This window comes from Luteitalea sp. TBR-22 (genome assembly GCF_016865485.1).
Taxonomy (GTDB): Bacteria; Acidobacteriota; Vicinamibacteria; order Vicinamibacterales; family Vicinamibacteraceae; genus Luteitalea.
Genome location: NZ_AP024452.1, coordinates 68436 through 92632, shown reverse-complemented (window position 1 = coordinate 92632; position 24197 = coordinate 68436). Strand labels below are relative to the sequence as shown.

Here is a 24197-nt window from a genome sequence, read left to right as displayed (position 1 = left end):
GGCACGTCGGCGCCGGGATACTCGAGGGGGCGGTCCCTCAGCGCTTCATGCCCGCCAGCAGTGCCTTCAGGCGCCGCCTGGGATCGCTGACGACGACCTCGCGCGGGTCGAAGTGTGTCGGGTCGAACCCCTTCGGCACCCAGTCCTTGACGTCTCGGTGCAGCGGATGGCGCTGGTCCTTCGCCGCGGCCAACGTGTCGTAGTACCCATGGATGCCGCCGGAGTCCTCGAGGGGCGCCGCGCACGCGCCGGCGACACACCGCGACCATCGAAAGGACGCGTCGGGAGCGACGCGTTGTTCGTACGTGAGCGACACGCGCCAGTCGTCGCCGAAGTCGTACAGGTACAGGCATGTCTGCAGGCCGGCCTCGATGTCGGGCGTGAGAAGCCGTTCCCATCCAGGGATGATGGCATCGTCCTCGAATGGCAACCCGACGCGCAGACGCTCGCCACGCCTGCCGCCCCCGAGATGGAACTCGTGCAGGTGCCTGTCCTCCCACGCGAACGCGTCCTGCAACGCCACGTGGAGGTCCCACCACGAGGCGGCGTGCGCTACCTGGATGCGCCGCCAGATCAGCGGGTCGCTCTCCGCCACGACGGCCAGGAACTGATGCATCGACGAAGGCGAGCGCCGGGCGCCGGGCCTGGACGGCGGAGTCACGAGGGTGAGTCTGGCCATGCAGGACCCACTGTACCGTCGCAGCTAGGAGCGATGTCCTCCACGGGACAGGTCCTGCTGCTACGAGCGAGGAGAGAGCGTCCGGGGGGTATCACCGACCGTCGACCTGAAGGTCGACGGCTACGGCCCAGGTCAGGTGTCGACGGCGACGTACAAGGGCACGTCGACGGAGGCGCCAGGGTCAGGTCGCGACAGCGGCGCACAAGGTCAACACGACGGCTGAGCCGGCGGCACGGCTGGCCGTAGTCTCAGGGCAGGGATTCGAGCGTGGCCGGACGAGCGGTACGCGAGTGCGGCCACGCCTGAAGGCATGCCGACCAGCCAAACGACGAGCGAAGCGAGGAAGTTTGGCTGGGAGGCAGGGATTCGAACCCCGATAACCGCGTCCAGAGCGCGGTGTCCTACCGTTGAACGACCTCCCAGCACAGGGCGCGAACGCCCAGGAGGAACCCGTAGTGTAGCCAGAACCGGCCGGATCCGGCAACCCCCCGCCCCGGCCTGCCCCCGCCCCCCCTCACCGCGCCGTCGCGGCCAGCAGCGCCACCAGGTGCTCCTTCCACACCGCCGCCAGCGTGTGGGTGCCATGCCCCGCCGTCTTCTCGCTCAGGGGCAGCACGACCGCCTTGCCGCCCTTGACCCGACCGATTTCGCGCTCGAGGACGCCGAGCTCCGGCGGGTTGATGATGTCGTCGGCCGAGTTGATCGCCACCAGCGGCGCCACGATCCTGTCGAGCCCCGGCTTCGGGTCGTAGTCGCGCGACGCCTCGATCGCGTACAGCACGTCGTTGGCGTCGTTGGCCTTCACGTATGCGACCACGTACTCGTCGAGCACCCGGTCGGCGTCGGCCAGCGTCGGCGCCTGCTTCAACCGGATCACCGGGTTGCTGCTCATCAGCCAGAGCATCTGAGCGACGGTGCGGAGCCCGCGGGGCTGCGCCGCGTAGTCCCCGCCCTTCCACTCCGGATCGGTGCGGATGGCGTCGATGGCGACGCGCCGCCACGCCCGGTTGCGCGCCGAGACCTGGTCGGGCAGGCTCGCCAGCGGCATCAGCGCGTCCATCGCGTCCGGATACCGCTGCCCCCAGAGCCACGTGTGCATGCCGCCCATCGACGTGCCCATCACGAGCCGCAGCCGGCCCGCGCCGAGCCCCTCGGTCATCAGCCGGTACTGCGCCCGCACCATGTCGCCGTAGCCATAGCGTGGGAACTTCGCGCGCCGGCCGTCGCTCGGCTTGCTCGACTTGCCGTGCCCGATCGCGTCGGGCATGACCACGTAGAACTTCGCCGCGTCGAGCGGCTGGCCCGGCCCGAACAGCTCACCGGCGAACGTCGGCCCGACGAACTGCGCCCCGGTGCCGCCGGTGCCGTGCATCACGATGACCGCGTTGCGCACCTTGCCGGCCGCATCGCGCTGCGGCGTGCCCACGGTGCGGTAGTGCAGCCGGAGCTCCGGGAGCACCTCGCCGGAGTCGAACCGGAAGTCGCGGATGACGAAATCGCCCTCGGTGAACACCGGGGCCTGGGCCGATGCGACGCGCACCAGCAGGAACAGGACGATCAGGGTACGGACGAGCATGGGGGATGGTACTCAGGAATGCCGGAAATGAGCGCCATGGCGGAGATACGGCAGAGCGAACCGGGCGACTCGCGCCACCGTAGACTCTCCTCGCATGTCCACGACTCCCCTGCGACGCGTCGTCTACCAGGTCGCCTCGAGCCTCGACGGATTCATCGCCACCGAGGACGGCGGCTACGACTGGATCCCGATGGATCCCGACATCGACTTCACCGCCCTGGTCGCCCGCTTCGACACCCTGGTCATGGGTCGCCTCACCTACGACGTGATGCTCCGCCACGAGGGCGGCGTCTCGGAAGGCGGCGTGTACGGCAAGCCGACCATCGTGTTCTCGCGCACGCTCGATCCGGCGGCACACCCGAACGTCACCGTGACGGCCGAGGATCCCGCAGCGGTCGTCGCGCGACTGAAGCGGGAGCCCGGCGGCGACATCTGGCTGTTCGGCGGCGGCGCGCTCTTCCGGCAACTCGCCGACGCGCACCTCGTCGATGTCGTCGAGATCGCCGTGATCCCGGTGCTTCTCGGTTCGGGCATCCCGCTGATGCCCAGGGGCAATCGGATGAAACTGGCGCTGCGCGCCTCTCAGCTCTACTCGGGCACCGGCACGGTGCTGCTGACCTACGACGTGGTGCCGGCCGCCAACACGCCCGGCTAGCGCTTCTTCGTCGCCCGCCGCTGCAACAGGCGGGCGACGATGGGGCCGGTCAACTCGCGGGCCGCATCCTTGCCGACCCATCGGCTGCCGGCGTCGGCATCGGCCGCCAGTCGCCGTGCCACCGCGAGCGCCGCGGCGTGGAGCCGCGCATTCCGTCGTCCAATCGCGCGCAGCGCCCAGCTCACCCCCTTGCGCACGAGGGGACGATCGTCGTCGGCCGCCGCGACGATGAGCGGCAGGCGGTCGAGGAACGGCGCGTCCGGGGCCGCCTTGTCGTGCAGGGCCAGGCTGGCCAGCAAGGCGAACGCGGCCCGGCGGACGAACTCCTGGCGAGCCCCGGCCCACCGATCGACCCGCCCCCAGGCGTGCGGTGTGCGATCGAAGAGCGTGAAGCACAACGTGTCGCACACGCCCCAGTTGTCGAAGTCGCGGCACCACCGGTTCATCTGCGACACCGTGACGCGCGCGGGGTCGTCCACCTGGGCCGCCAGCAATCGCGCCTCGTAGACACCGGTCTCCCAGAGCGCGACGGCCGTCGCGTGGTCGCGCCCGACCTGCCGCGCCACCTTGTGCACGTTGGCCATCGACACCCCGAGCGGATTCGAAGCCGTGATGCCGAACCGCGGCAGGTTGGCGAGGTCGCGCGGGGTGGCCAGCGCCTCGAGGGCGCGCATGATCTCACCGAGCGGCGGGGCGGGAGGACTCGGCGGGCGGGATCCGGCCATGGCACTGGCATCCTACGCCGCCACGGCGCACCGGCCGCCCGCATTCGGTACAGTGCTGCCGTCATGTCTTCTCCCGTCCTGCTCATCACCGGCGGCAGTCGCGGCATCGGCGCGGCCACGGCCAGGCTGGCCGCGGCGCGTGGCTACCGCGTCGCATTCACGTACCTCGAGCGTTCGGCGACCGCGGATGCGCTGGTCACCGAGATCGAGGCGGCCGGCGGCACGGCGATCGCCCTGCAGGCCGACGTGGCGCGCGAAGACGACGTCCTGCGCGTGTTCGCGGAGGTCGATCGTCGGTTCGGTCGGCTCACCGCACTCGTCAACAACGCGGGCATCCTCGAGCCGCAGATGCGACTCGACCAGATGGACGTGCGTCGCTGGACGCGCGTGCTCGCGACCAACGTGATCGGCGCCTTCGTGTGCGCGCGAGAGGCCGTGTTGCGGATGTCCACCCTGCACGGCGGCACCGGCGGCGCCATCGTCAACGTCGGATCGATGGCCAGCTTGATCGGCGGCGCCCGCGAGTACATCGACTACGCGGCCTCGAAAGGCGCGCTCGACTCGATGACTGTCGGCCTGGCCCGCGAGGTGGCTACCGAGGGCATCCGCGTCAACGGCGTGCGCCCGGGCCCGATCCACACCGAGATTCACGCCAGCGGCGGCGAGCCGAACCGCATCGAGCGCCTGAAGCACTTCATCCCGATGCAGCGCGGCGGGCACGTCGAGGAGGTCGCGAGCGCGATCCTGTGGCTGCTGTCCGACGAAGCGAGCTACGTGACCGGCGCGCTGCTCGACGTCAGCGGCGGGAGGTAGGCGAAGCGCCGCGGGGCGGCGATGCCGTGAATGATCGCTGACCGTCGACATGAATGTCGACGGCTACGGAAGGCTCTTGCGATGTCGACGGCTACGGATCCGCGATCCGCGATCCCGATCCCCGATCCCCGATTCCCGATCCGCGATTCGCGATCCCCGATCCGCGAACCCGATCCGCGCGGCTTAGAAGAACACCCGCGTGCCGAAGTCGAAGCGGCGGGCCGGGGCGGCGGCGGTGGGCTGCATGAAGTACGGCGACGTCATCACGCCCGAGAAGCGCGTGAAGTTGGTCTCGTTGAGCACGTTCCAGGCCTGCGCGTAGAACTCGACCCCACGCGGGGCGGTCGACGGCGCGGGCGCGCTGCCCGCCCCGGACGGCGCCGGCGGCGCCGACTGCCAGAAGTCCGGCTTCCAGCCGATGCGCAGGTTCAGCGTGTGCTGCCAGGTCCCGCGCTCCGTGTTGCGTCCGACGCCAGCCGGCCGGTCGGTGAACACCGTGTCGCCGTTGTCGTCGAAGCCGGTGCGAATCGTGTACGGCGCGCCCGATGCGACGTCGCCCCAGGCATTGGCGCGCAGCCCGTGCGGCAGTTCCATGCGCACGAAGCCGAAGATGCGGTGCCGCACGTCCCACGACGCCGGGCCCCACTCCGCGTCCATGTCCCGGCTGTCGGCCGGCAGCGTCGTCGGGCCGTCCGAGTCGTTCCACGCCTGCCCGTACTGGTAGCGCAGGAGCCCGGACGCCTTGCCGTCCTGCCGCGACAGCCTGACGCTCGAGTCGAAGCCCGCCGAGCGGGCGCGCCCCGACGCCTCGACCTGCGTGATGCGGTCGTACGCCGGATCGGGGAAAACGCCGTTCAAGGGCGCGTTGGCGTTGTAGGAGCGCAGGCGATCCTCGACCGCCTGCCCGTACACGTTCAACTGCACGCGCAGTTGCTGCGAGAACCGGTGCTCGATGCCGATCGACCCGCGCGTCGCGTACTGCATCGCCAGGTCGTCGTCGTAGGCCCTGACGATGCTGGGTGGGGGCAGCGCGGCGAGCCCGCCGCCGTCGAGCGGGTCGGGGTAGCCGGGGTCGCGCACGATGAAGTCGCGCTGCCGGATGCCGTCGAGCAGCAGCGACTGCTCGTACACCCATGGCTGGTACCACTCGTTGAAGACGCCGACGCCGGCGGTGAGCGTCGTCTTCTTGTGCGCCTGCGGCGTCCACGACAGGCTGGCGCGCGGCGCGAAGTTGTCGCCGTCCTTCACCAGCGACTGCCAGTCGTGGCGGAAGCCGAACCCGAAGCGCAGGCCCTCGCGCAGCTCGACCTCGTCGTAGGCGAACCAGCTGAACTCCTGCCGGTCGTACTCGATCAGCGGGTTGCCGACGCGCCGGGTGAACTGCTGGGGGCGGAGGGCGTCGTAGTCGGCCAGGCTCGCGAACGTGAACGTGCCGACGTAGTTGTCGATGCGGTCCGACCGGGTCCACCCGAGCTCGGTCTCGAAGCCGAAGCGGACCTTGTGGCGGGCGCTGCTGATCAGGTCGACCGTCTGCGCGATCTCGATTTCCCGGTCGCGGCGGCCGCCGGCACGCTGCGCGCCGCCGGCGCGGAACGCGTTGGGCACGTTGATCCCGACGGCCTCACTGAGCGACGAGACGGCATTGGTGATGTCGACGTACTCGAAGCGGACGTCGTTGAGGAAGTGCCGGCCGATCGTGCCGACCGCCGAGAGGCGCGTGATGTGACCGCGGCTGTCGTCGCTGAAGGCGCGCTCGGGCAGCTCGAACTCGCCGACGCCCAGGTTGTCGCCCGCGGCGTCCCAGCCCTGGTACTCGGCGCGCAGGGTCTGCGTGCGCGTCAGCGCGTGCTCGTAGCGTGCCTCGCCCTCGACCCGGCGGTACTCGGAGTTCACCAGTGACGGGAAGGTCGTCGGCGCGCCGGTCGCGATGATGGCTTGGGCGTCGTAGGCATCGCGCATCGACAGCCGGCCGGAGAGCGACGAGGTGCCCTTCACCACCGGGCCGTTGAAGCTCCAGCTGAGGCGACGGGTCTGCCCCTCCGGCTGCACGGTGGAGAACGGCGGGCGGGCGTCGATCGACTGGTCGCGATAGCCGGCGTTGACCTCGTGGCTCCACAGGGAGCCACCGGGCCGCGTGATGATCTCGACGCGCACCTGCCCGGCGCCCATGCTGTCGGTGCTGTAGGGGTCCTTGCGGATACGCACGACCTGGATCTGGTTCTTCGGGGGCAGCGCCCCGCCCTGGAACCCGTTCACGCGGATCTCGGCTCCCGCGCCGGCGAGCGCCTCGATGGCGAACGCGAGCTCTTCCGGATCGTCGGGGAGCTGGTCGATCTCCTGGGCGCTCAGCGTCTCGATCTGGCCGTCGCTGGTGGGTGGCACGAAGACTTCGGGCTGCGCCTTCACCGAGACCTGCTCGGCGTACCCGCCGAGGGACAACGTGGCGGTAGACTCGGCGGTCTCGCCCGCCCTGACGATCGCCTCGACGGTGGCAGGCTCGAAGCCCGGCAGCTCGACGACGAGCCGGTACTCACCGGGCGCGATGTCGAGCGAAGCCTCCCCAGACGCGTCGGTGACCAGCACCCGCGGGTTGCCGCTCACCGGGTCGGCGCCCGGGCTGGAGAAGACGATGGTGGCGCCGGGCAGGCGGCCGCCTTGCGCGTCCTTGGCAATGATCAGCAGGTGGCCGAGGGCCTCCCGGGCGGGCTCGTGCTCGCTGGTCGGCGGTGACTGCGGGACCTGGCCGGCTGCCGGGACGGCGACGGCGACGAGGGCCGCGAAACAGGTCGCGAGGAAGCAGCGGGGTGCACGCCCTTGGGGCTCGACGAGGCGGCGCATGGGTCCAGCATAAACATCGGCATCGCCTGCCGGCACCCCAAGATTGCGGCATGACGTGATGTCGCGCTCGGCACAGCAAGTGACAAAGTGGCACGGACGGCCGTCGTCGGTCGGCCCTCGGCGACCCGCCGGTTCGTAGGCGTCGGGCTCGCCCGACGCGAAGTGAGGCGTCACTGACCGTCGGCCAAAGCCGACGGCTACGGACCGGAAGGGGTTTTGCGGCGCCCGGCGTCATCGCGGCAACGTCAAGCGTTAACCGCCAAACGTCAAACGTCAAACGTTAAACGTTACAGATTCCCCCGCTTCATCTCCTCGGCCAGATAGTCAGTCGCCCGCCAGGCGATGGCCAGGATGGTGATGGTGGGGTTCTTCTCCGACGCGCTGGTGAACGACGAGCCGTCGACGACGAACAGGTTCTTCACCTCGTGCATGCGGTTGAACCTGTCGAGGGCCGATCGCTTCGGGTCGTCGCCCATGCGGCAGGTGCCGTGCTCGTGGATCGCCGAGCCATTGCGATCCACCGCGCCGCGCTTGTAGTCGACCAGCTCGATGCCGGCTTCCTTTGCCAGCGCCTCGACGCTGTCGCACATGTGCTCGAGCATCGTCCGCTCGTTCTCGCGGATGCGATAGTCGATTTTCAGCAGCGGCACGCCGTAGCGGTCGGTGCGTGAGGGGTCCACGGTGATGCGGTTGTCGCGGTACGGCAGCACCTCGCCGTACGGGTGCATCTCCACCCACGCCGGGTAGCGCCGCCGTACCTCCTTCTTGAAGCCCGCGCCGAAGCCGCCCAGCCTGCCGGCGACGTGCCCGGCGCCCTCGGCGCTGCAGCCGGTGTTCCACATCTGCATGCCGAAGCCGCGGATGTAGCCGGTGCGCCGATGGCCGTCGCGGTGGTTGAAGCGCGGCATGTAGGTGTGCTCGCCGCCGATGCCGCGGTCGTCGCGCGTCGCCGACCCGTACAGCGACGGCATGAAGCCGCGGGCATGGAAGCGCACCTGCTCGCACAGGTAGCGGCCGATGACGTCGTTGCCGTTGCCGATGCCGTTGGGATGCTGGCGCGATGTCGAGTTGAGCAGGATGCGCGTCGTGTCCACGCAGCTGGCGCCCATCACCACGACCTTGCCGAGCACCTGCCGCTCGGCGCCGGTCTTCCGGTCGAAGTACTGCACGCCCTTCGCAAGCCCGTTGTCGTCGACGAGGATGCGCGCCACGACGGCGTTGGATCGGATCTCGAGCTTGCCGGTCTTCAGGGCGTCGGGGATCAGGTGGTCGGCCGAGCAGAAGAACGAGGCGGTGTCGCAGCCGCGGCCGCATTGCCCGCAGTGATGGCACGCCGGGAAGCCGTTGTGCGCCACGGTCTTCACGGCGCGCCTGATCCTGACGAACGGCATGCGCAGTCGCTCACCGGCGCGCGAGATGGCCACCTCCGCGCATCGCATCGCCGGTGGCGGGAGGAAGTGCTTGCTTCCCGGCAGTGAGTCGTAGTCGTCGTCACCACCGCATACGCCGATGAGCTGATCGACCTTGTCGTAGTACGGCGCCACGTCGCTGTAGTGGATCGGCCAGGGGATGTCCCAGCCATCGCGTTCGCCGGCGCGGAAGTCCATCTCGCTGTAGCGCAGCGACACGCGGCCCCAGATGTTCGTCTTGCCGCCGAGCCCCCACACGCGGATCAGCTCGAAGTCCTGCCCCTCGCCGGTGAGGTACGGCTGCTCCTTCGTGCTCAGCTGGAACGGCGGGGGCTGCTCTCCACGCGCTCGCCGCGCCCGTGCTTCCCAGGGGCTCACGTGGGTCCAGTACGTGGCGCGGTCGAACTTCTCGCCGGCGTCGAGCATCAGCACGTCGACGCCCTGCCGCGTGAGGTTCCACGCGGCCATTCCTCCGGAGGCGCCGGAGCCGACGACAATCACGGGGTACACCTTCTGAGCCGCCTGGATGTGCACGGGGGGATTCTACGCCGACCCTGCCAGCCGACCTGAAGGTCGGCTGCTACGCCCTGGTGTCGTAGGCGTCGACCTTCAGGTCGACGCGAAGTGCGTCAGACGTCAGACGTCAGACGTCAATGCTCCCGCGCTTCATCTCCTCGGCGAGGTAATCGGTCGCGCGCCAGGCGAGCGACAGGATGGTGATGGTGGGGTTCTTCTCCGAGGCGGCGGTGAACGACGATCCGTCGACGACGAAGACGTTCTTCACCTCGTGCATCTGGTTGAACCTGTTGAGCGCCGACTTGCGCGGGTCGTCGCCCATGCGACAGGTGCCGTGCTCGTGGATGGCCGACCCGTTGCGATCGGCTTCCATCCGCCGGTAGTCGAACAGCTCGATCCCCGAGGCGTGCGCAAGCTCCTCGATCGCATCGGCCATGTGCGCCAGCATCTTCCGCTCGTTCTCGCGCGTCGTGTAGTCGATGCGCGGCAGCGGCACGCCGTACCTGTCGGTGCGATCCTTGTCGACGGTGATGCGGTTGTCGGCGTACGGCAGCACCTCGCCGAACGGGTGCAGCTCGACGTAGGCCGGGAACCGCTTGCGGACGTCGTCCTTGAACGCGCTGCCGAAGCCCTTGATCCCGCGGGCGTAGTGCCCGGCGCCCTGATCGCTCGTGCCGGTGTTCCAGAACTGCATGCCGAAGCCGCGCAGGTAGTCGCGCTTGCGCTCGGGGCGATGGTTGAAACGCGGCATGTACACGTGCTCGCCGCTGATGCCCTTGTCGTCGGTGGCTTCCTTGCCGTAGAGCGACGGCATGAACCCGCGCGCGTTCAGGCGGATCTGCTCGCACAGGTAGCGGCCGATCACGTCGCTGCCGTTGCCGATGCCGTTGGGGTGGCGGGTCGACGTCGAGTTGAGCAGGATGCGCGTCGTGTCGACGCAACTGGCGCCCATCACCACGACCTTGCCGAGCACCTGTCGCTCGGCGCCGGTCTTCCTGTCGAAGTACTGCACGCCCTTCGCGAGCCCGTTGTCGTCGACGAGGATGCGCGCCACGACAGCGTTGGAGCGGATCTCGAGCTTGCCGGTCTTCAGGGCGTCGGGAATGAGGTGGTCGGCCGAGCAGAAGAACGACGCGGTGTCGCAGCCCCGCCCGCACTGGCCGCAGTAGTGGCAGGCCGGGAAGCCACGCACCGGCCGCGTCATGTTGGCGCGGCGCCCGCGCACGAACGGCATGCCGATCTTCTCGCCGGCGCGCCACATGGCGACCTCGGCGCAGCGCATCTTCGGCGACGGCAGGAAGTACTTGCTCCCCGGCAGCACCTCGGAGTCGTCGTCGCCGCCGGTCACGCCAATAAGCTGGTCGACCTTGTCGTAGTACGGCGCCAGGTCGCTGTAGTGGATCGGCCAGGGGATGTCCCAGCCGTCGCGCTCGCCGGCGCGGAAGTCCATCTCGCTGTAACGCAGCGACACGCGGCCCCAGATGTTGGTCTTGCCACCGAGCCCCCACACGCGATTGAGCTGGAACGGACGTCCTTCAGGCGTGACGTAGGGCTGCTCCTTCGTGTCGAGGAAGAACTCGGGCGGTCGCTCACCGCGGGCCCGGCGCGCCCGCTCTTCCCACGGCGTGACGTGCGTCCAGAACGTCGCGCGATCGAACTTCTCGCCGGCGTCGAGCATCAGCACGTCGACGCCCTGCCGCGTGAGGTTCCAGGCCGCCATGCCCCCGGAGGCGCCGGAGCCGACGACGATCACGGGGTAGACACGCGGAGCAGCCTGGATGTGCACCGGGAAATACTACGCCGACCAACACGATCAATCGATAACGGCGCGGTAGGGACACCGCGCCCTACCTGCGCGCCACGTCGTCGTGCACACCGTGCCCTATGTCAGACACGATCCAGACACACGCCCGACGGCAATCTGACCGCCAACTGCCGTACCCTGCGGAGCGGTGGTGACCCACGCATGACTCGGACAGGGTGGCTGCCGCTTCGGCGCTGGATGGTGGTGTCGCTCGCCATCGCGCTCCTGCTCGCCGGTACCTTGCTCTGGCTCGGGTGGCGCCTGGCGGTGCAGGACCGGCAGGTGGCCGCGCAGCGCATGCACGAGCAGCGGGAGAATGCCGCAGATCTTGCCGTGGCCGCTCTGCAACGTGCCGTGTCGCAGGTCGAGGAGCGGTTGGCCATCCTCGCTGCCGGGCAGGACTCCGCGGCCGCCGAACGAGCCGCGGCGATTGCCGGGGAGCTCGGCGACGACAGCGTCGTCCTGCTCATGCGTGAAGGCACCGCGAGCGCCTACCCCGCGGGCCGTCTCGTCTTCTCCCCCGTCGCGCCTGCGCCGCCAGAGCCGACGGCCGCGTTCATCGAGGCCGACGCGCTCGAGTTCCAGCAGCAGGATCTTCGGCGAGCCCAGGTCATCCTGCAGGGCCTGACCAACAGCCCCGACCTGTCGATCCGCGCGGCGGCCGTGCTGCGCATCGCGCGGATACAGCGCAAGCAGGAGCGCGTCGACGAGGCACTCGCGTCGTACCTCGCCCTGGGGCGGTTGGGCCAGGCGCGCGTGGGCGACCGGCCCGCGCCGCTCGTGGCGCTGCACGCGCGCATGAGCCTGCTCGAGCGTGCCGGGCGCAGGGCGCCCGCGGAAACGGAGGCACGGTCACTGAGGGACGCGCTCGACGCGGGGACCTACCGCCTCGATCGGGGTGCGTACGAGTACTTCATCCAGGAGTCCGAACGGCTCGTCCGCCGCCCGCGGAACACGCGCGCGGAGGCGTTGAGTGCCGTGGCCGGGCAGGTCGCGGACATGGCGCGCAGCACCGGGGCCGGATCGAGGCGCGCCGTGGTGCACGAGAGCGGACTCGCCTTCCTCGCGGCGTGGCGCCACGACGCGGGTGTGGTCCTCGGTCCGCAATGGCTCGAGACGCAGTGGCCCGCGGCGCTGAAGGAGACACTCGAGGAGCAGGGGCTGGCCCTTCGACTCACCGATCCGGACGGACGCCCGGTGTGGGGAGGCGCAACGACCGACGCCGGCAGCGAGGCCGTGCGACTCGCAGCGACCACCTCCCTGCCCTGGAACGTCCACGCGCGGACCGTGCGGCCCGAGTTGGTCCTGGGCCCGACGGCAACGCGACAGCGCCTGCTGCTCGCGGCCCTCGCCATCATCGGCGTCCTCGTCCTCGGCGGAGGCGTGGTCGTCGCACGGGCCGTGACGCGGGAGATCGAGGTGAGCCGACTGCAATCGGACTTCGTGTCGGCCATCTCGCACGAGTTCCGCACGCCGCTCACGTCGCTGTGCCTGCTGTCGGAGCAACTCGACTCCGGCGCCGTGGTCAGCGAGCAAGCGCGGCGGGAGTACTACGGCACGCTGGCGCGGGAAAGCCAGCGCCTGCGACGACTCGTGGAGGGCCTGCTCGACTTCGGGCGGATGGAGGCCGGTGCCGAGCAATACAGGTTCGAGGAGCACGATCCCGTGGAGATCGCGCGCGACGTCGTCGCCGAGTTCCAGCGTGAAGTGGAAGCGCAGGGCTACCGCGTGGAGTTCAGCTCAGGCGACCGCGTGCCCCTGATTCGCGGGGATCGCCCTGCCCTGGCAAGCGCCTTGTGGAACCTGCTCGACAACGCGGTGAAGTACTCGCCGGCGACGCGGACGGTGTGGGTGGAAGTTGGCGACGAGCGAGGGCGCGTGGCCCTTCGCGTGCGAGACGAGGGGCTGGGGATTCCGAAGAGCGAACAGGCGCGGGTGTTCGCGAAGTTCGTTCGCGGCGAGGCCGCGCGAGCGCGGGGGATCCGCGGCACCGGCATCGGCCTCGCCACCGTGCGTCACATCGTCGAGCGGCACGGGGGCGAGATCCGCCTCGAGAGCGAGCCTGGCCACGGCACGACGTTCACGATCCTGCTGCCGGGAATGGAGTGAGATGCCGAGCATCCTGATCATCGAAGACGAGCCCGGCATCGCGCTGGGATTGAAGAACGAGATGGCGTCCGAGGGGCACGTCGTCGAGGTGGCGAGCGACGGCCAGGCCGGGTACGAGCGCGCGGCGAAGGGCGGCTTCGACGCCATCCTGCTCGACGGTGATGCTACCCGGGAAGGATGGGTATGCCATCTGCCGCGAGCTCCGGCAGGCAGGCGTACGCACGCCGATCCTCATGCTCACCGCGAAGGCGCTGGAGGCCGAGAAGGTGCTGGGCCTCGAGCTCGGCGCCGACGACTACCTGACCAAGCCGTTCGGTGCGCTCGAACTGCGGGCGCGGGTGAAGGCGCTGCTCCGGCGTGCCGCGCCCGAGACCGCAGACGTCTACGCGTTCGGTGACGTGGAGGTGGACTTCACGCGGGGCGAGGTCCGCCGTGCAGGCGCCGTGCTGGACACCACGCCACTCGAGTGGAAGCTGCTGACGACGTTCGTCAGGCGTCGGGGGCGGCTCATGACGCGCGAGCGGCTGATGGACGAAGTGTGGCGGCCCGACAGCGCCCCCACCGACCGCGTGATCGACAACCACGTGATGAACCTGCGCCGGAAGATCGAGCCCGACCCGCTGCAGCCGCGCTACCTGACGAGCGTGCGCGGCATGGGCTACCGCTTCGACGGCTGATCACTCTGACCAACATCAGACAGTCTTCCAAACAGGGTCAGATGGCGCCTCCCTAGGCTGTGCCCAGAGGTGATCGACATGCGACCAACGACGACGATGATCCTGGGACTTGCGCTGGCGGTGGCATCCGTGGCGGTGGAGGCACAGCGGAACACGCAGGCGGAGGTGCGGCTGCAGGCCGCCATCACCAAGGAGACCGTGGAGGGCGACCTGGCCGGCGCGATCGCGCTCTACAAGCAGTTGGCCAGTGCCGCGGATCGCACGGTGGCCGCCCGGGCGTTGGTGCGCCTGGGGGCGTGCTACGAGCGACTCGGCGACAAGGACGCGCGCGCGGCGTACGAGCGCGCGGTGAGGGAGTTCGGCGACCAGGCGGATGCGGCGGCACAAGCACGCGCACGCCTGGCGGCGATGGGCGGTGCGAAGGCGGTGAGTGGACCGAGGACGCGTCTGCTGTGGGATGAGGCCACCAACGAGCAGGCGTCGGCGTCGGCCGACGGGCGATATCTGTCGTTCGTGAACTGGACCACCGACGACGTGGTGATCAAGGACCTCGTGACCGGTGACGAGCGCCGCATCACCAACACGGGCGGATCGGTCAAGGCGCAGGGCCAGGTCGAGCACACGGCACTGTCGCCGGATGGCAAGCGGATCGCGTTCGTGTGGGACGGCTGGGACGAGGCCTCGGTGAAGACGGGCGACTTCTTCCAGGCGCGCGTGATCAACGCCGACGGCACCGGCGAGCGGACGTTGCGCCGGGCACCAGGACTGTCGGTGCAGGCGTGGTCGCCTGACGGCAAGTGGATTGCCGGGTGGGTGCTGCAGGGGGCGGAGCCTCGGTGGATCACCGCACTCGTGCTGTGGTCGGCCGACTCCGGGCAGGAACGCGTGCTCAAGACGACCGCCGGGCCCAAGAACCGGATCCGCTTCTCCCCGGACGGCCGTTGGCTGGCCTATGAAGAGAGCGCCGTGGCCGGTGGACCAGCCTCCGTGCACGTCGTGCCCGTGGATGGGTCGGTATCGTCGGAGACCGCCGCCAGCGACGCGCAGATGATGGCGTGGACCCCGGACGGCAAAGCGCTGCTCGTCTCCCGAGAGCGGGAGGGCACGACCTCGTTGTTCAAGGTGCCCATCACGCAGGGCAAGGCTGCCGGGACACCGCAGCAGATCTTCGGCGTGTCGAACGTCGGCGAGCCCCTGGGCATGACGTCTGATGGGCGTCTGCTGTACGGCCTCCGCAACCGTCGCGCCGACGGCTGGCTTGGTGCCGTGGACCTCGGAACGGGAACGTTGGGCGCCACGGTGGCCGAGTTCCCCGCTGACGAGGCCGCCGTCGGCATGGCGAGTGGCAGGTTGAAGTTCTCGCCCGACGGAAGTCAGGTCATGTGGACGGTCAGGCCGAACCGCGTCGTCGTGCGCTCGGCGGCGGGCAGCAGGCAGTCGTCCATCACCGTTCAACTGGAGGAAGTGCGCCGCGCCGAGTGGAGCCACGACGGCACGTCGTTTCTGGTGGCAGGCCTGAGTGCCGACGGCAAGGAGGGACTGTATCGGGTGGATCCGGTCAATGGTGCTGCCACGTTCCTCACGACGCCCCTTGGCGCGAGCTGGAACGCAGCGTTCGTGCCGTCGCACGACGGGAAGACCATCTACGGTCGCACTCCTGCGGGCAAGCTCGTCGCGTATTCGTTCGAGACCGGCACGGAGCGCGTACTCCATGAAGACTTCACTCGGGTCCCGAACCTGATCCTCTCGCGCGACGGCACGAAGCTGGCCGTGCGGTCGGGCCCCAATCTCGGCGTCGTCGACCTGGCCAGCGGCGCGTACACGCGGCTCTACTCCCGCGACTTCCGCACGGATCGAAACGTGATGTGGGGACTCGACTGGAGCCCGGACGACAAGCATGTCGTGGTGCTCGCCAGGGAGTTCCCGACGGGGCGGACCGAACTGTGGACGTACCCTGCGACCGGCGGGGCACGCGTGAGCCACCGGTTGCCAGCGGAGATGCTTGGGCTGAGCATCAACAAGGATGGGCTGATGTCGACGGTGCGCGTCCAGAAGCGCCCGCAGGTGTGGGCGTTGGAGAACTTCCTGTCCAAGTAGGGCGGCGCTCATCACGCCGCCGCTATCGAATGGCTGACAACGGCGCGGTGGGGACCACCGCGCCCCACTTTGCGCGCGATGTCGGCGCACACGCTGCGCCCCACCACACAGGTAGGGCGGATGCCTGGCTCGCCGAAGCCGGTAGGCGGAGCGGCCTCCGCCACAGCGACGCGGGGTTTGTGGACCATGATGCTGATGCGATAGCATCAGATCATCAGATGCGAACCACTCTCGACATCGAAGACGACGTGTTGGCGGCGGTGAAGGCGCTTGCGAGGAAAGAGGGCCTGACCGCCGGCGAGATGCTGTCGTTGCTCGCGCGACGGGCCCTCACCAGCCCGCCGGCCGAACTCGGCGACATCCGCGACAGGCCCGTCGTCTTCGGATTCCGCCCCTTTCCGCCGGGCAAGACGCTCGTCACCAACGAGGTCATCGACGACCTGCGCGACCGCGACGGGGTCTGATGCGGGGGTTACTCGACGTCAACGTCCTGATCGCGCTGCTCGACGCGGCACACGTCCACCACCACCTGGCGAGCCGGTGGCTGGCCGATCACATCGGGCACGGCTGGGCCTCCTGCCCGCTCACGCAGCTCGGCTGCATCCGGGTGATGGCGCAGTCGGCATATCCGAACATGCAGCCGGCCGCACAGGTCGCCGAGCGCCTGCAGGCCGCGGCCGCAACGCCCCACCACGAGTTCTGGAGCGCCGACACCGACCTGCTCGCGGCCGACACCGTCCGCTGGTCGGAGCTGTTGACCTCGCGCCACGCCACCGACGCCTACCTGCTCGCACTCGCAGCCGCGCGGGGCGGGCGCTTCGTGACCTTCGACCAGCACGTACCGCTGCGCGCCGTACCGTCGGCAGACGCAGGGCACCTGACGGTGATCGGCTGACGGGAGACGGCGCGGTGGGACACCTTCGCGCTATGCGCTTCGGCGCCCAAGGACACCGCGCCCTACCTCTCGAGAAGCCCGGACGCTGATAGGCTTCCGGGCACGCATGCCGCTCCTCCATCGGACCGTCGCCTGCCTCGTCGCGTCGTGGCTCTGCCTCGGCGTGGTCGCCGCAACCAGCACCGCCTTCGCGCAGGGCACGACGCCCGTGCCAACGCCGCGCCTGAACATCGTGGTGTTCGTCGCCGACGACCACGGGCAGGACACCGGCGCGTACGGCAACCCCGCGGTGAAGACCCCGCATCTCGACGCGCTCGCGGCCGAGGGCGTGCGCTTCCCGCATGCGTACGCGACCACCGCGAGTTGCAGCGCGAGTCGATCGGTGCTGTTGACCGGGCTGCACAACCACCGCACGGCGCAGTACGGACACGAGCACGACTACAGCCACTTCCAGAGCTACGCCAACCTGCGCCCGCTGCCGGTGCTGTTGCAGGAGGCGGGCTACCGCACGGCGCGCATCGGCAAGTTCCACGTCGCCCCCGCCGACACCTACAGGTTCGAGCAGGTGCTCGGCGCCGACGGACGCAACACCGTGGACATGGCCGAGCGTACGCGCGCCTTCGTGAGTGCCCGCGACGCGCGGCCGTTCTTCCTGTACATCGCGACCTCCGATCCGCATCGCGGCGGAGGCACGACGGACGGCACGAAGACCGGCCCCGACCGCTTCGGGAATCGCCCGGAGGGCTACCCGGGCGTGCAGACCGTGACGTTCGATCCCGCGAACGTCGTGGTGCCGGCCTGGCTGCCGGATACGCCGGCCACGCGCGCCGAACTGGCGCAGTACTACCAGTCCATCGCGCGCCTCGATCAGGGCGTGGGCCGCATGGTGCAGGTGCTCAAGGATGCCGGCGTGTACGAGCGGACGCTCCTGGTCTACCTCTCGGACCACGGCGCCGCGTTCCCTGGCGCGAAGACGACCGTCTACGAGCCCGGCCTCCGATCACCACTGATCGTGAGGCATCCGCAGGCGCAGCGACGGGGCGTGACCTCCGATGCCATGGTGAGTTGGGTGGACATCACGCCGACGATCCTCGAGGCGGCCGGCGCGACGTCGCCGACGTACAAGCAGCACATCGCCAGCGGCGAGGTGCGGGCCACCGCCACGCTGCCCGAGACGCACGGGCTGCACGGACGATCGTTCCTGCCGGCCATGCGCGGCGAGCCGCTCACCGGGTGGGACGAGGTGTATGCGTCGCACACCTTCCACGAGATCCAGATGTACTACCCGATGCGCGTGGTGCGGGACAGGCGCTACAAGCTGATCTGGAACGTAGCCTGGCAACTGCCCTTCCCGTTCTCCACCGACCTGTGGTCGTCGGCCACCTGGCAGTCGGCGTGGAAGGGCGGCGCCGAGGCCTCCTACGGCAAGCGCACCGTCGGGCGCTACGTGCAGCGCGACGAGTTCGAGCTGTACGACCTCGAGCAGGATCCCCACGAGTCGCGCAACCTCGCGAACGACCCCGGGCACGCGCAGACGCTGGCCACCTACAAGGCCCGGCTCCGCGCCTTCCAGGAGCGCACGTCGGACCCGTGGGTGCTGAAGTGGACGTATCAGTAACTGACGTTTGACGTCTGGCGTCTGGCGTCTGGCGTCTGGCGTCTGGCGTTGCACGTTACACGTTAAACGTTAAACGTTAGTTACGCTCCCAATACAGCTTCGGGCGCTCCTGTGCGACGGGTGCGAGCTGGTTCAGCGTCGCGGCGTCGTACAGCCGGCCGTTGACCATCACCATCCGCACCGTCTGGCTCTGGCGGATGTCGACAAGCGGGTTCCCGTCGAGCACCACCAGGTCGGCGAGCTTGCCGGCCTCGAGCGACCCGAGGTCCTTGTCCAGCCCGAGGTACTGCGCGCCGGCAATCGTCGCCGCCTGCAGCGCCTCGTGGTTGGTCATGCCGCCCTGCTGCAGCATCCACAGCTCCCAGTGCGCGCCGAGCCCCTGCAACTGGCCGTGCGCCCCGAGCTGCACCTTGCCGCCGGCGTCGAGCACCGCCTTGGCGCCCTTCGACACGAGCACGTGCGCGTAGTCGTCCTCCGACGACATGCCGCGGCGCCGGGCGCGCGGCAGCACGACCTCGCGCGGCACGAACGTCAGCAGCCGCTCGTTCCTGAACACGTCGTCGCGCTGGTACCAGTAGTTCTCGCCGCTCTGGGATCCGTACGACACGATGAGCGTGGGCGTGTAGCCGAGGCCGCTCCGGGCGAAGAGCGTGGTGACGTCCTTGTACAGGTTCGGCACCGGCAGGTTGTGCTCGATGCCCGTGTGGCCGTCGAGCATCATCGTCTCGTTGTAGTACAGCAGCGAGCCGCCCTCGGGCACCACGAGCATCTCGTGCTCGCGCGCTGCCTTGATGATCATCTGCCGCGCGTCGCGCCGCTGCTGGTTGTAGCTCTTCACCGAGAAGGCACCGGCCGCCTTCATGCGACGCATGTGCGATCGCGCGTCCTCGAGGGACGCGACCACCGCCTTGAAGGGCGTCTCGGCGCCGTAGAGGATGGTGCCCGTCGAGAACACGCGCGGGCCGACGATCGCGCCGCTGCGCACCATCTCCGCCACCGTGAAGATGGTCTCGGTGTCGTTCGAGGGGTCGTGCGAGGTGGTGACGCCGAACGCCAGGTTGGCCATCAGCGGCCAGTTGGCCTTCGGGATGAGGCCGTCGCCGGGGCCGCCGAGGTGCGCGTGGGCGTCGATGATTCCCGGCATGATGGTCTTGCCGGCGGCGTCGATGCGCCTGGCCCCCGCCGGGATCGACACCTTCCCCGCTGCGCCGACCGCGACGATGCGATTGCCGCGGACCACGACGGTGCCACGCTCGATCACCTCACGACGATTGTTGCCGGCCATCGTGATCACGCGCGCGTCGGTGAACGCGACCTCGCCCGTGGGGACGTCGGCGGCCGTGGTGAAGGCGATGTTCACGCCGGCGGTCTCGGGCGGCGCCGGCGTGGCGTCCCCGCCCTCGATGAAGGCGTAGGTCTTCGTGAGCTCGCGGGTGAAGAGCTCCGGGCCGAGCGTCCAGTGCACGCGACGGCTGTCGGCCGACCAGTGCAGCGAGAACCCGGCGTCGCGCGACACCTGCGCGATGGGATACGCGGTGCTCCCGGCGGCGATGGTCGCGGGGCGGCCGGTCGCCGGGAACGGCATCACCCACGTCTTGAAGCGCTCGGTGAACGCCACCCACTTGTTGTCGGGCGAGGGCACGATCTGAATCGCATTCTCCGACTGCACGTGGACGATCTCGTCGCCGCCCTCGAGCGTCACGCTGCGGAGCACGCTCTGGTCACCACGACGATCGCGCAGGAAGATGCGGGTGCCGTCGCGGTTGAACAGGGGCTCCTGCCCGCCGTCGGTCACCTTGCGCGGCGTGCCGCCGGCGGCCGGCACCACGAAGATGCCTGGATCCACCGCGTAGGCCAGCTCACGGTCGACGTCGGCGCCGGTTGCGCGATAGACGATCGACGCGCCGTCGGGCGAGAACGACGGCGAGGCGTAGTGGCCGGGCGTGGCGACCACGTCGCGCGCGCCCTGCCCGTCGACGCCGATCACCCGCACGCGTCCCTTCGCCTGGTCGTCCCACGTGACGTAGGCGATCGAGCGACCGTCGGGCGAGAACGACGGCCACGCCTCGTGGGCGGCGTCCTGCGTGAGGCGACGCGGCTCGCCGCTCGGCAACGCGCGGACGTAGAGATGCCCGAGCGCGCTGTACACGACGCTGCGGCCGTCGGGCGACACCTTCACATGGCGCAGCATGCGCACCGCGAATCGCTCCGGGTGCACCTCGCGCTGGAACCGGAGCGCCTCGTTGACCGTTTGCTCGACGTTCGCGCGGAACGGGATTGGCGTGCCCGCCTTCTTCGCGAGGTCGACGCGCCAGATCTTTCCCTTGCCCCAGATCACGAAGCCTGAGCCGTCGGGCAGCCACGCGTACTGTGCGTACACGCCGTGGACGGCCCACGCCTCCTGCAGGTCCTTGTCGAGGCCATCGAACACCGGCGTCTCGAGGCCGGTGGCCAGGTCGCGCACGAACAGGCGGCTCCCGGTGTCGACGCGACGGATGAAGGCGAGCGACTTGCCGTCGGGCGAGACGCGCGGGGTGATGGCGCCCCCCGTGCCGCCCGTGACGGTGCGTTCACGGCCGGTCTTCAGGTCGCGGCGCAGGATCGCGTAGATGGTGCCGAACGGGTTCTTGTTGTACTCGAAGGTGTCGCCGGGCGTGACGTCCTTGCTGAAGTACAGCACCTGCCCGTCGGGCGACACGGCCGGCTCGCCGGTGTCCTTCTGCCAGCCGTTCTTCTCGGTGACCTGCAGCCCCTCGCCACCGGCGACGTGGAACTGCCAGATCTCGCCGGATCCGAGCGACCGCTGCCGCACGAAGTGCTTGCGTGCGTAGATCGACAGACCGTCGGGCGCCCACGTCGGGCTGTTGACGAACCACCGCGCTTCCTTCGACACCTGCGTCGCGCCGCTGCCGTCGGCCTGCATCACCCAGATGTTCCAGAGGCCGTTGCGGTCGCTGCTGAAGGCGATCCGCTTGCCGTCGGGGCTGAAGCGCGGCTGCATGTCGAAGGCCGGCCCGCTGCTGATCCGCGTGGCCAGGCCGCTTCCCGTGCCGGCGATCGGCATCGTGTAGAGGTCGCCGAGCAGGTCGAACACGATCGTCCTGCCATCGGGGCTCACGTCGACGTTCATCCACGTGCCCTCGTCGGTCTCGAACGAGAGCACCTGCGTCGGGCCGAGCGGTGCAGCCACGTCCCACGGCGCGTCCTTCTTCGACGCATCGGCCGCGGCCGGCTGGGTCTGCTGCGCGGAGGGGGCGACGCCGAGCGCGAACAGCACGGCGAGGGAGAGGACGAGGGGACGGGTGGGGATCATGCGGTTCACTGTCGGCCTTCGTCATTCGGCCGTCGGCCTTCGTACTTCATCCTTCGAACTTCAGGGTTCACGCCAGCGGCATTGCGGCGAGGGCCTGACGCTCCTCGACATCACGGCATCGCGGCATCGCCAGGCGCGCTGAGAAATGCGGGCGCGCTTACGCTTCCAGCGCCCGCCACATGTACCAGCTCCCGATGCTGCGGTACGGACGCCAGGTCTCGGCGATGGCGGTCATCGCATCCGGCGTCAGCTTCGTGCCGCCACCGTACACCTTCGCGAACCCGGTGACCACGCCGAGGTCGCCGAGCGGCAGCACGTCGGGCCGTTGCAGGTGGAACATCAGGAACATCTCGGCGGTCCACCGGCCGATGCCCTTCACCTGCGTGAGCATCGCGATCACCGCTTCGTCGTCGAGGCGATGGATCTGGCGCGTGTCGAGCGTCCCGTCGGTGACGTGACGGCACAGGTCGAGGATGTAGCGCATCTTCTGGCCGCTCAGGCCGGCTGCCCGCAGCGTGGCTTCGGGCGTCGCCAGCCAGGTCGCCGGCGGCGGGCATCGTCGCACGCCCATCGACGCCATCACGCGATCGTGGATCGTCGTCGCCGCGGCCGTGGCCAGCTGCTGGTAGATGATCGACCGCACCAGCGCCGAGAAGCTGTCGCGGCGGGCCCTCGTGCCGAGCGCGCACGGACCGTGGACGCGGACCAGCCGCGCCAGCGCGGGGTCGCGACGGGCCAGCACTCGCGTCGCCGCCTGGCACGTTTCCGGGGTGAAGCGTACGGGCACGGGCAGATCCTTGCACAAGTGAGGAGGGACAAGGAGACGAGTCACAAGGGAGGCGGGTGACTCGTCCCCTTGTCCCTTGTCCCTCGCCTTACCCGATGTCGGCAAACGTGTCCGGGCCGCTCGGCCTGTCTCCGTCAGTCCGCGCGAGCAACCTGCGGACGTGCGCCAGTTCGTCGGCGGTGCGCTGGTCGGACCACCCGAGCTCCTCGCGCATCAGCGCGGCGATGCGGGCCAGCGCCGGGCGGCCACGGTGCGATGTGAACGTGAGGCACGAGCGCCGGAGCACGAAGTCGGCGACGCGCTCGCAGGCCTCGTGACGCACGGCATGCACGACTTGCGCGGCGACGTCGGGGGCGCCCTCCATCAACGGCCGCCCGAGCTCGGGCCGGTCGCGCACGAGCTCGAGCACCTCCCGGCGGCGGCTGCCGTACAGCTGCGTGAGGCGGTCGCGTTGCGCCGGCGAGAGCAGGTCGGGATCCGCCCCTTCGGCAGGGCGCGCACCCGGGAGCGGCGTCGTCGCGGTGATGGAACGCGTCGACACGTCGAGCAACCGGCACACGCGCTGCGTCGCCTCCTCGGCGATGGCGCGATAGCCCGTGAGCTTGCCGCCGATGATCGACACCAGCCCCACGGGATCCTGCTCGGCGATGATCTGGTGCGATCGGGTGACCGCCGACGCGTGCCCGTCGCGACGCACGAGCGCCCGCACGCCGGCGTTGGTGAACAGCACCTCGCCGAGCCCGCCCACGTACGGCTCCACCGACCGCCGCAGGTAGTCGATCTCCCCTGGCGTCGCCACCGCCTCCGACGGATCGGTCTCGTGGTCGATGTCGGTCGTGCCGACCCAGGTGTACCCGAGCCACGGGATCACGAACGTGAGCCGCCCGTCGACCGCCGACGGCAGCGCCAGCGCGTTGGCCGGCGGATTGGGGCACGCCAGGTGGATGCCGCGCGTGGTCCGCACCCGGGGACGAGCGGCCGACTGCAGCACGCCCGCCGCGCGATCGAACCACGGGCCGGCCGCGTTGACGACGACGCGCGCCGAGACCTCGACCTCGCGCTGCGCGATGAGGTCCTGCACGCGCACGCCGCGGATGCGCCCGTCGCTGACCACTGCGGCGACGACCTTCGAGTGGTTGCAGGCGACCGCACCGGCCTCCATGGCGTCGACGACGTTCTCCATGCAGAGGCGTTCGGGAAGGGCGACCTGGGCGTCGGAATAGGCAGCCGCGCCCTGCAGGCCCTCGCCAACCAGCTTCGGCTCGGCGGCGAGCGCCTCGTCGGCCGACAGCATCGCGTGACCTTCGAGGCTGCGGTCGTAGCTGAGGGCGTCGTACAGCAGCATGCCGACGCGCATGCGGAAGCGCTGGTAGGCCGACTGCCGGTAGAACGGCAGCAGGAATCGCAGCGGCGTCACCAGATGCGGTGCGATCCGGAGCAGGATCTCGCGCTCGCGCAGGTCGAGGCGGACCAGCGCGAAGTCCAGCATCTCGAGGTACCGCAGGCCGCCGTGGATCAGGCGGGTGGAACCCGAGGACGTGCCGCTGCCGAAGTCGTCCTGTTCGAGGATGGCGACGCGCAGGCCGCGCCGCGCGGCGTCGCGGGCGACGCCGCAGCCGATCACGCCGCCCCCCACCACGAGGACATCGAACGCCTGGCGATGGAGATCTGCGGCTCTCATGGCCT

General features: G+C 69.7%; 17 protein-coding genes and 1 tRNA gene. 8 read left to right on the top strand and 10 right to left on the bottom strand.

The window, feature by feature from the left end; translation table 11 throughout:
• Positions 1 to 37: 37 nt before the first annotated feature.
• The 3 genes from TBR22_RS00380 to TBR22_RS00370 form a co-directional block, all read right to left on the bottom strand.
• Positions 38 to 616 (bottom strand): plasmid pRiA4b ORF-3 family protein, encoded by a 579-nt coding sequence (locus TBR22_RS00380; RefSeq protein ID WP_239490964.1) that lies wholly within the window; start codon positions 614 to 616, stop codon positions 38 to 40.
• A gap of 411 nt (positions 617 to 1027) precedes the next feature.
• Positions 1028 to 1101: transfer RNA gene (locus tag TBR22_RS00375), tRNA-Gln, on the bottom strand.
• Positions 1102 to 1193: 92 nt separating this feature from the next.
• Positions 1194 to 2255 carry an alpha/beta fold hydrolase gene (locus tag TBR22_RS00370; RefSeq protein WP_239490963.1) on the bottom strand — a complete coding sequence of 354 codons (1062 nt, stop codon included), beginning with the start codon at positions 2253 to 2255 and terminating at the stop codon, positions 1194 to 1196.
• Positions 2256 to 2349: 94 nt separating this feature from the next.
• Between TBR22_RS00370 and TBR22_RS00365 the strand changes: the two genes are divergently transcribed.
• The gene (locus tag TBR22_RS00365; protein ID WP_239490962.1) at positions 2350 to 2910 is read left to right on the top strand and encodes a dihydrofolate reductase family protein; all 561 of its coding nucleotides are present in this window, start codon (positions 2350 to 2352) and stop codon (positions 2908 to 2910) included.
• Here the strand turns inward: TBR22_RS00365 and TBR22_RS00360 are convergent.
• Positions 2907 to 3635: a DNA alkylation repair protein gene (locus TBR22_RS00360; protein WP_239490961.1), complete on the bottom strand. Its 729-nt coding sequence runs from the start codon at positions 3633 to 3635 to the stop codon at positions 2907 to 2909. The genes TBR22_RS00365 and TBR22_RS00360 overlap by 4 nt on opposite strands.
• Before the next feature lie 63 nt (positions 3636 to 3698).
• On the opposite strand from TBR22_RS00360, the gene TBR22_RS00355 reads away from it, so the two are divergent.
• Entirely contained in the window at positions 3699 to 4448 is a 750-nt protein-coding gene (locus TBR22_RS00355; RefSeq protein WP_239490960.1) for an SDR family oxidoreductase, read from the top strand.
• Positions 4449 to 4631: 183 nt separating this feature from the next.
• Here TBR22_RS00355 and TBR22_RS00350 read toward each other — a convergent pair whose 3' ends face one another.
• The 3 genes from TBR22_RS00350 to TBR22_RS00340 all read right to left on the bottom strand — a co-directional run bounded on the left by TBR22_RS00350 (position 4632) and on the right by TBR22_RS00340 (position 10997).
• Positions 4632 to 7286 carry a TonB-dependent receptor gene (locus TBR22_RS00350; RefSeq protein WP_239490959.1) on the bottom strand — a complete coding sequence of 885 codons (2655 nt, stop codon included), beginning with the start codon at positions 7284 to 7286 and terminating at the stop codon, positions 4632 to 4634.
• A 287-nt stretch (positions 7287 to 7573) separates the two neighbouring features.
• Positions 7574 to 9229: a GMC oxidoreductase gene (locus TBR22_RS00345; protein ID WP_239490958.1), complete on the bottom strand. Its 1656-nt coding sequence runs from the start codon at positions 9227 to 9229 to the stop codon at positions 7574 to 7576.
• A 109-nt stretch (positions 9230 to 9338) separates the two neighbouring features.
• On the bottom strand, positions 9339 to 10997 hold the full coding sequence (locus tag TBR22_RS00340) for a GMC oxidoreductase (RefSeq protein ID WP_239490957.1): 1659 nt from the start codon (positions 10995 to 10997) through the stop codon (positions 9339 to 9341).
• 180 nt (positions 10998 to 11177) lie between these two features.
• Here TBR22_RS00340 and TBR22_RS00335 point away from each other — a divergent pair, with 180 nt between their 5' ends.
• The 6 genes from TBR22_RS00335 to TBR22_RS00310 all read left to right on the top strand — a co-directional run bounded on the left by TBR22_RS00335 (position 11178) and on the right by TBR22_RS00310 (position 18411).
• Positions 11178 to 13124: an ATP-binding protein gene (locus TBR22_RS00335; RefSeq protein ID WP_239490956.1), complete on the top strand. Its 1947-nt coding sequence runs from the start codon at positions 11178 to 11180 to the stop codon at positions 13122 to 13124.
• 161 nt (positions 13125 to 13285) lie between these two features.
• The gene (locus TBR22_RS00330) at positions 13286 to 13801 is read left to right on the top strand and encodes a response regulator transcription factor (RefSeq protein WP_239490955.1); all 516 of its coding nucleotides are present in this window, start codon (positions 13286 to 13288) and stop codon (positions 13799 to 13801) included.
• A 78-nt stretch (positions 13802 to 13879) separates the two neighbouring features.
• A complete protein-coding gene (locus TBR22_RS00325) occupies positions 13880 to 15898 on the top strand; it encodes a hypothetical protein (RefSeq protein WP_239490954.1) in 2019 nt (672 codons plus the stop codon).
• A gap of 218 nt (positions 15899 to 16116) precedes the next feature.
• Positions 16117 to 16362, top strand: coding sequence for a CopG family transcriptional regulator (locus TBR22_RS00320; RefSeq protein ID WP_239490953.1), 246 nt, complete (start codon positions 16117 to 16119; stop codon positions 16360 to 16362).
• Positions 16362 to 16793: a TA system VapC family ribonuclease toxin gene (locus TBR22_RS00315; protein ID WP_239490952.1), complete on the top strand. Its 432-nt coding sequence runs from the start codon at positions 16362 to 16364 to the stop codon at positions 16791 to 16793. Before TBR22_RS00320 ends, TBR22_RS00315 begins: the two co-directional genes overlap by 1 nt.
• Before the next feature lie 106 nt (positions 16794 to 16899).
• Entirely contained in the window at positions 16900 to 18411 is a 1512-nt protein-coding gene (locus TBR22_RS00310; RefSeq protein ID WP_239490951.1) for a sulfatase, read from the top strand.
• A 76-nt stretch (positions 18412 to 18487) separates the two neighbouring features.
• Here the strand turns inward: TBR22_RS00310 and TBR22_RS00305 are convergent, their stop codons facing one another.
• The 3 genes from TBR22_RS00305 to TBR22_RS00295 form a co-directional block, all read right to left on the bottom strand.
• The gene (locus TBR22_RS00305; RefSeq protein WP_239490950.1) at positions 18488 to 21724 is read right to left on the bottom strand and encodes an amidohydrolase family protein; all 3237 of its coding nucleotides are present in this window, start codon (positions 21722 to 21724) and stop codon (positions 18488 to 18490) included.
• Positions 21725 to 21881: 157 nt separating this feature from the next.
• Positions 21882 to 22511, bottom strand: a complete 630-nt coding sequence (locus TBR22_RS00300) for a DNA-3-methyladenine glycosylase (RefSeq protein ID WP_239490949.1) — start codon at positions 22509 to 22511, stop codon at positions 21882 to 21884.
• Positions 22512 to 22599: 88 nt separating this feature from the next.
• On the bottom strand, positions 22600 to 24192 hold the full coding sequence (locus tag TBR22_RS00295; RefSeq protein WP_239490948.1) for a glycerol-3-phosphate dehydrogenase/oxidase: 1593 nt from the start codon (positions 24190 to 24192) through the stop codon (positions 22600 to 22602).
• Positions 24193 to 24197: the final 5 nt, after the last annotated feature.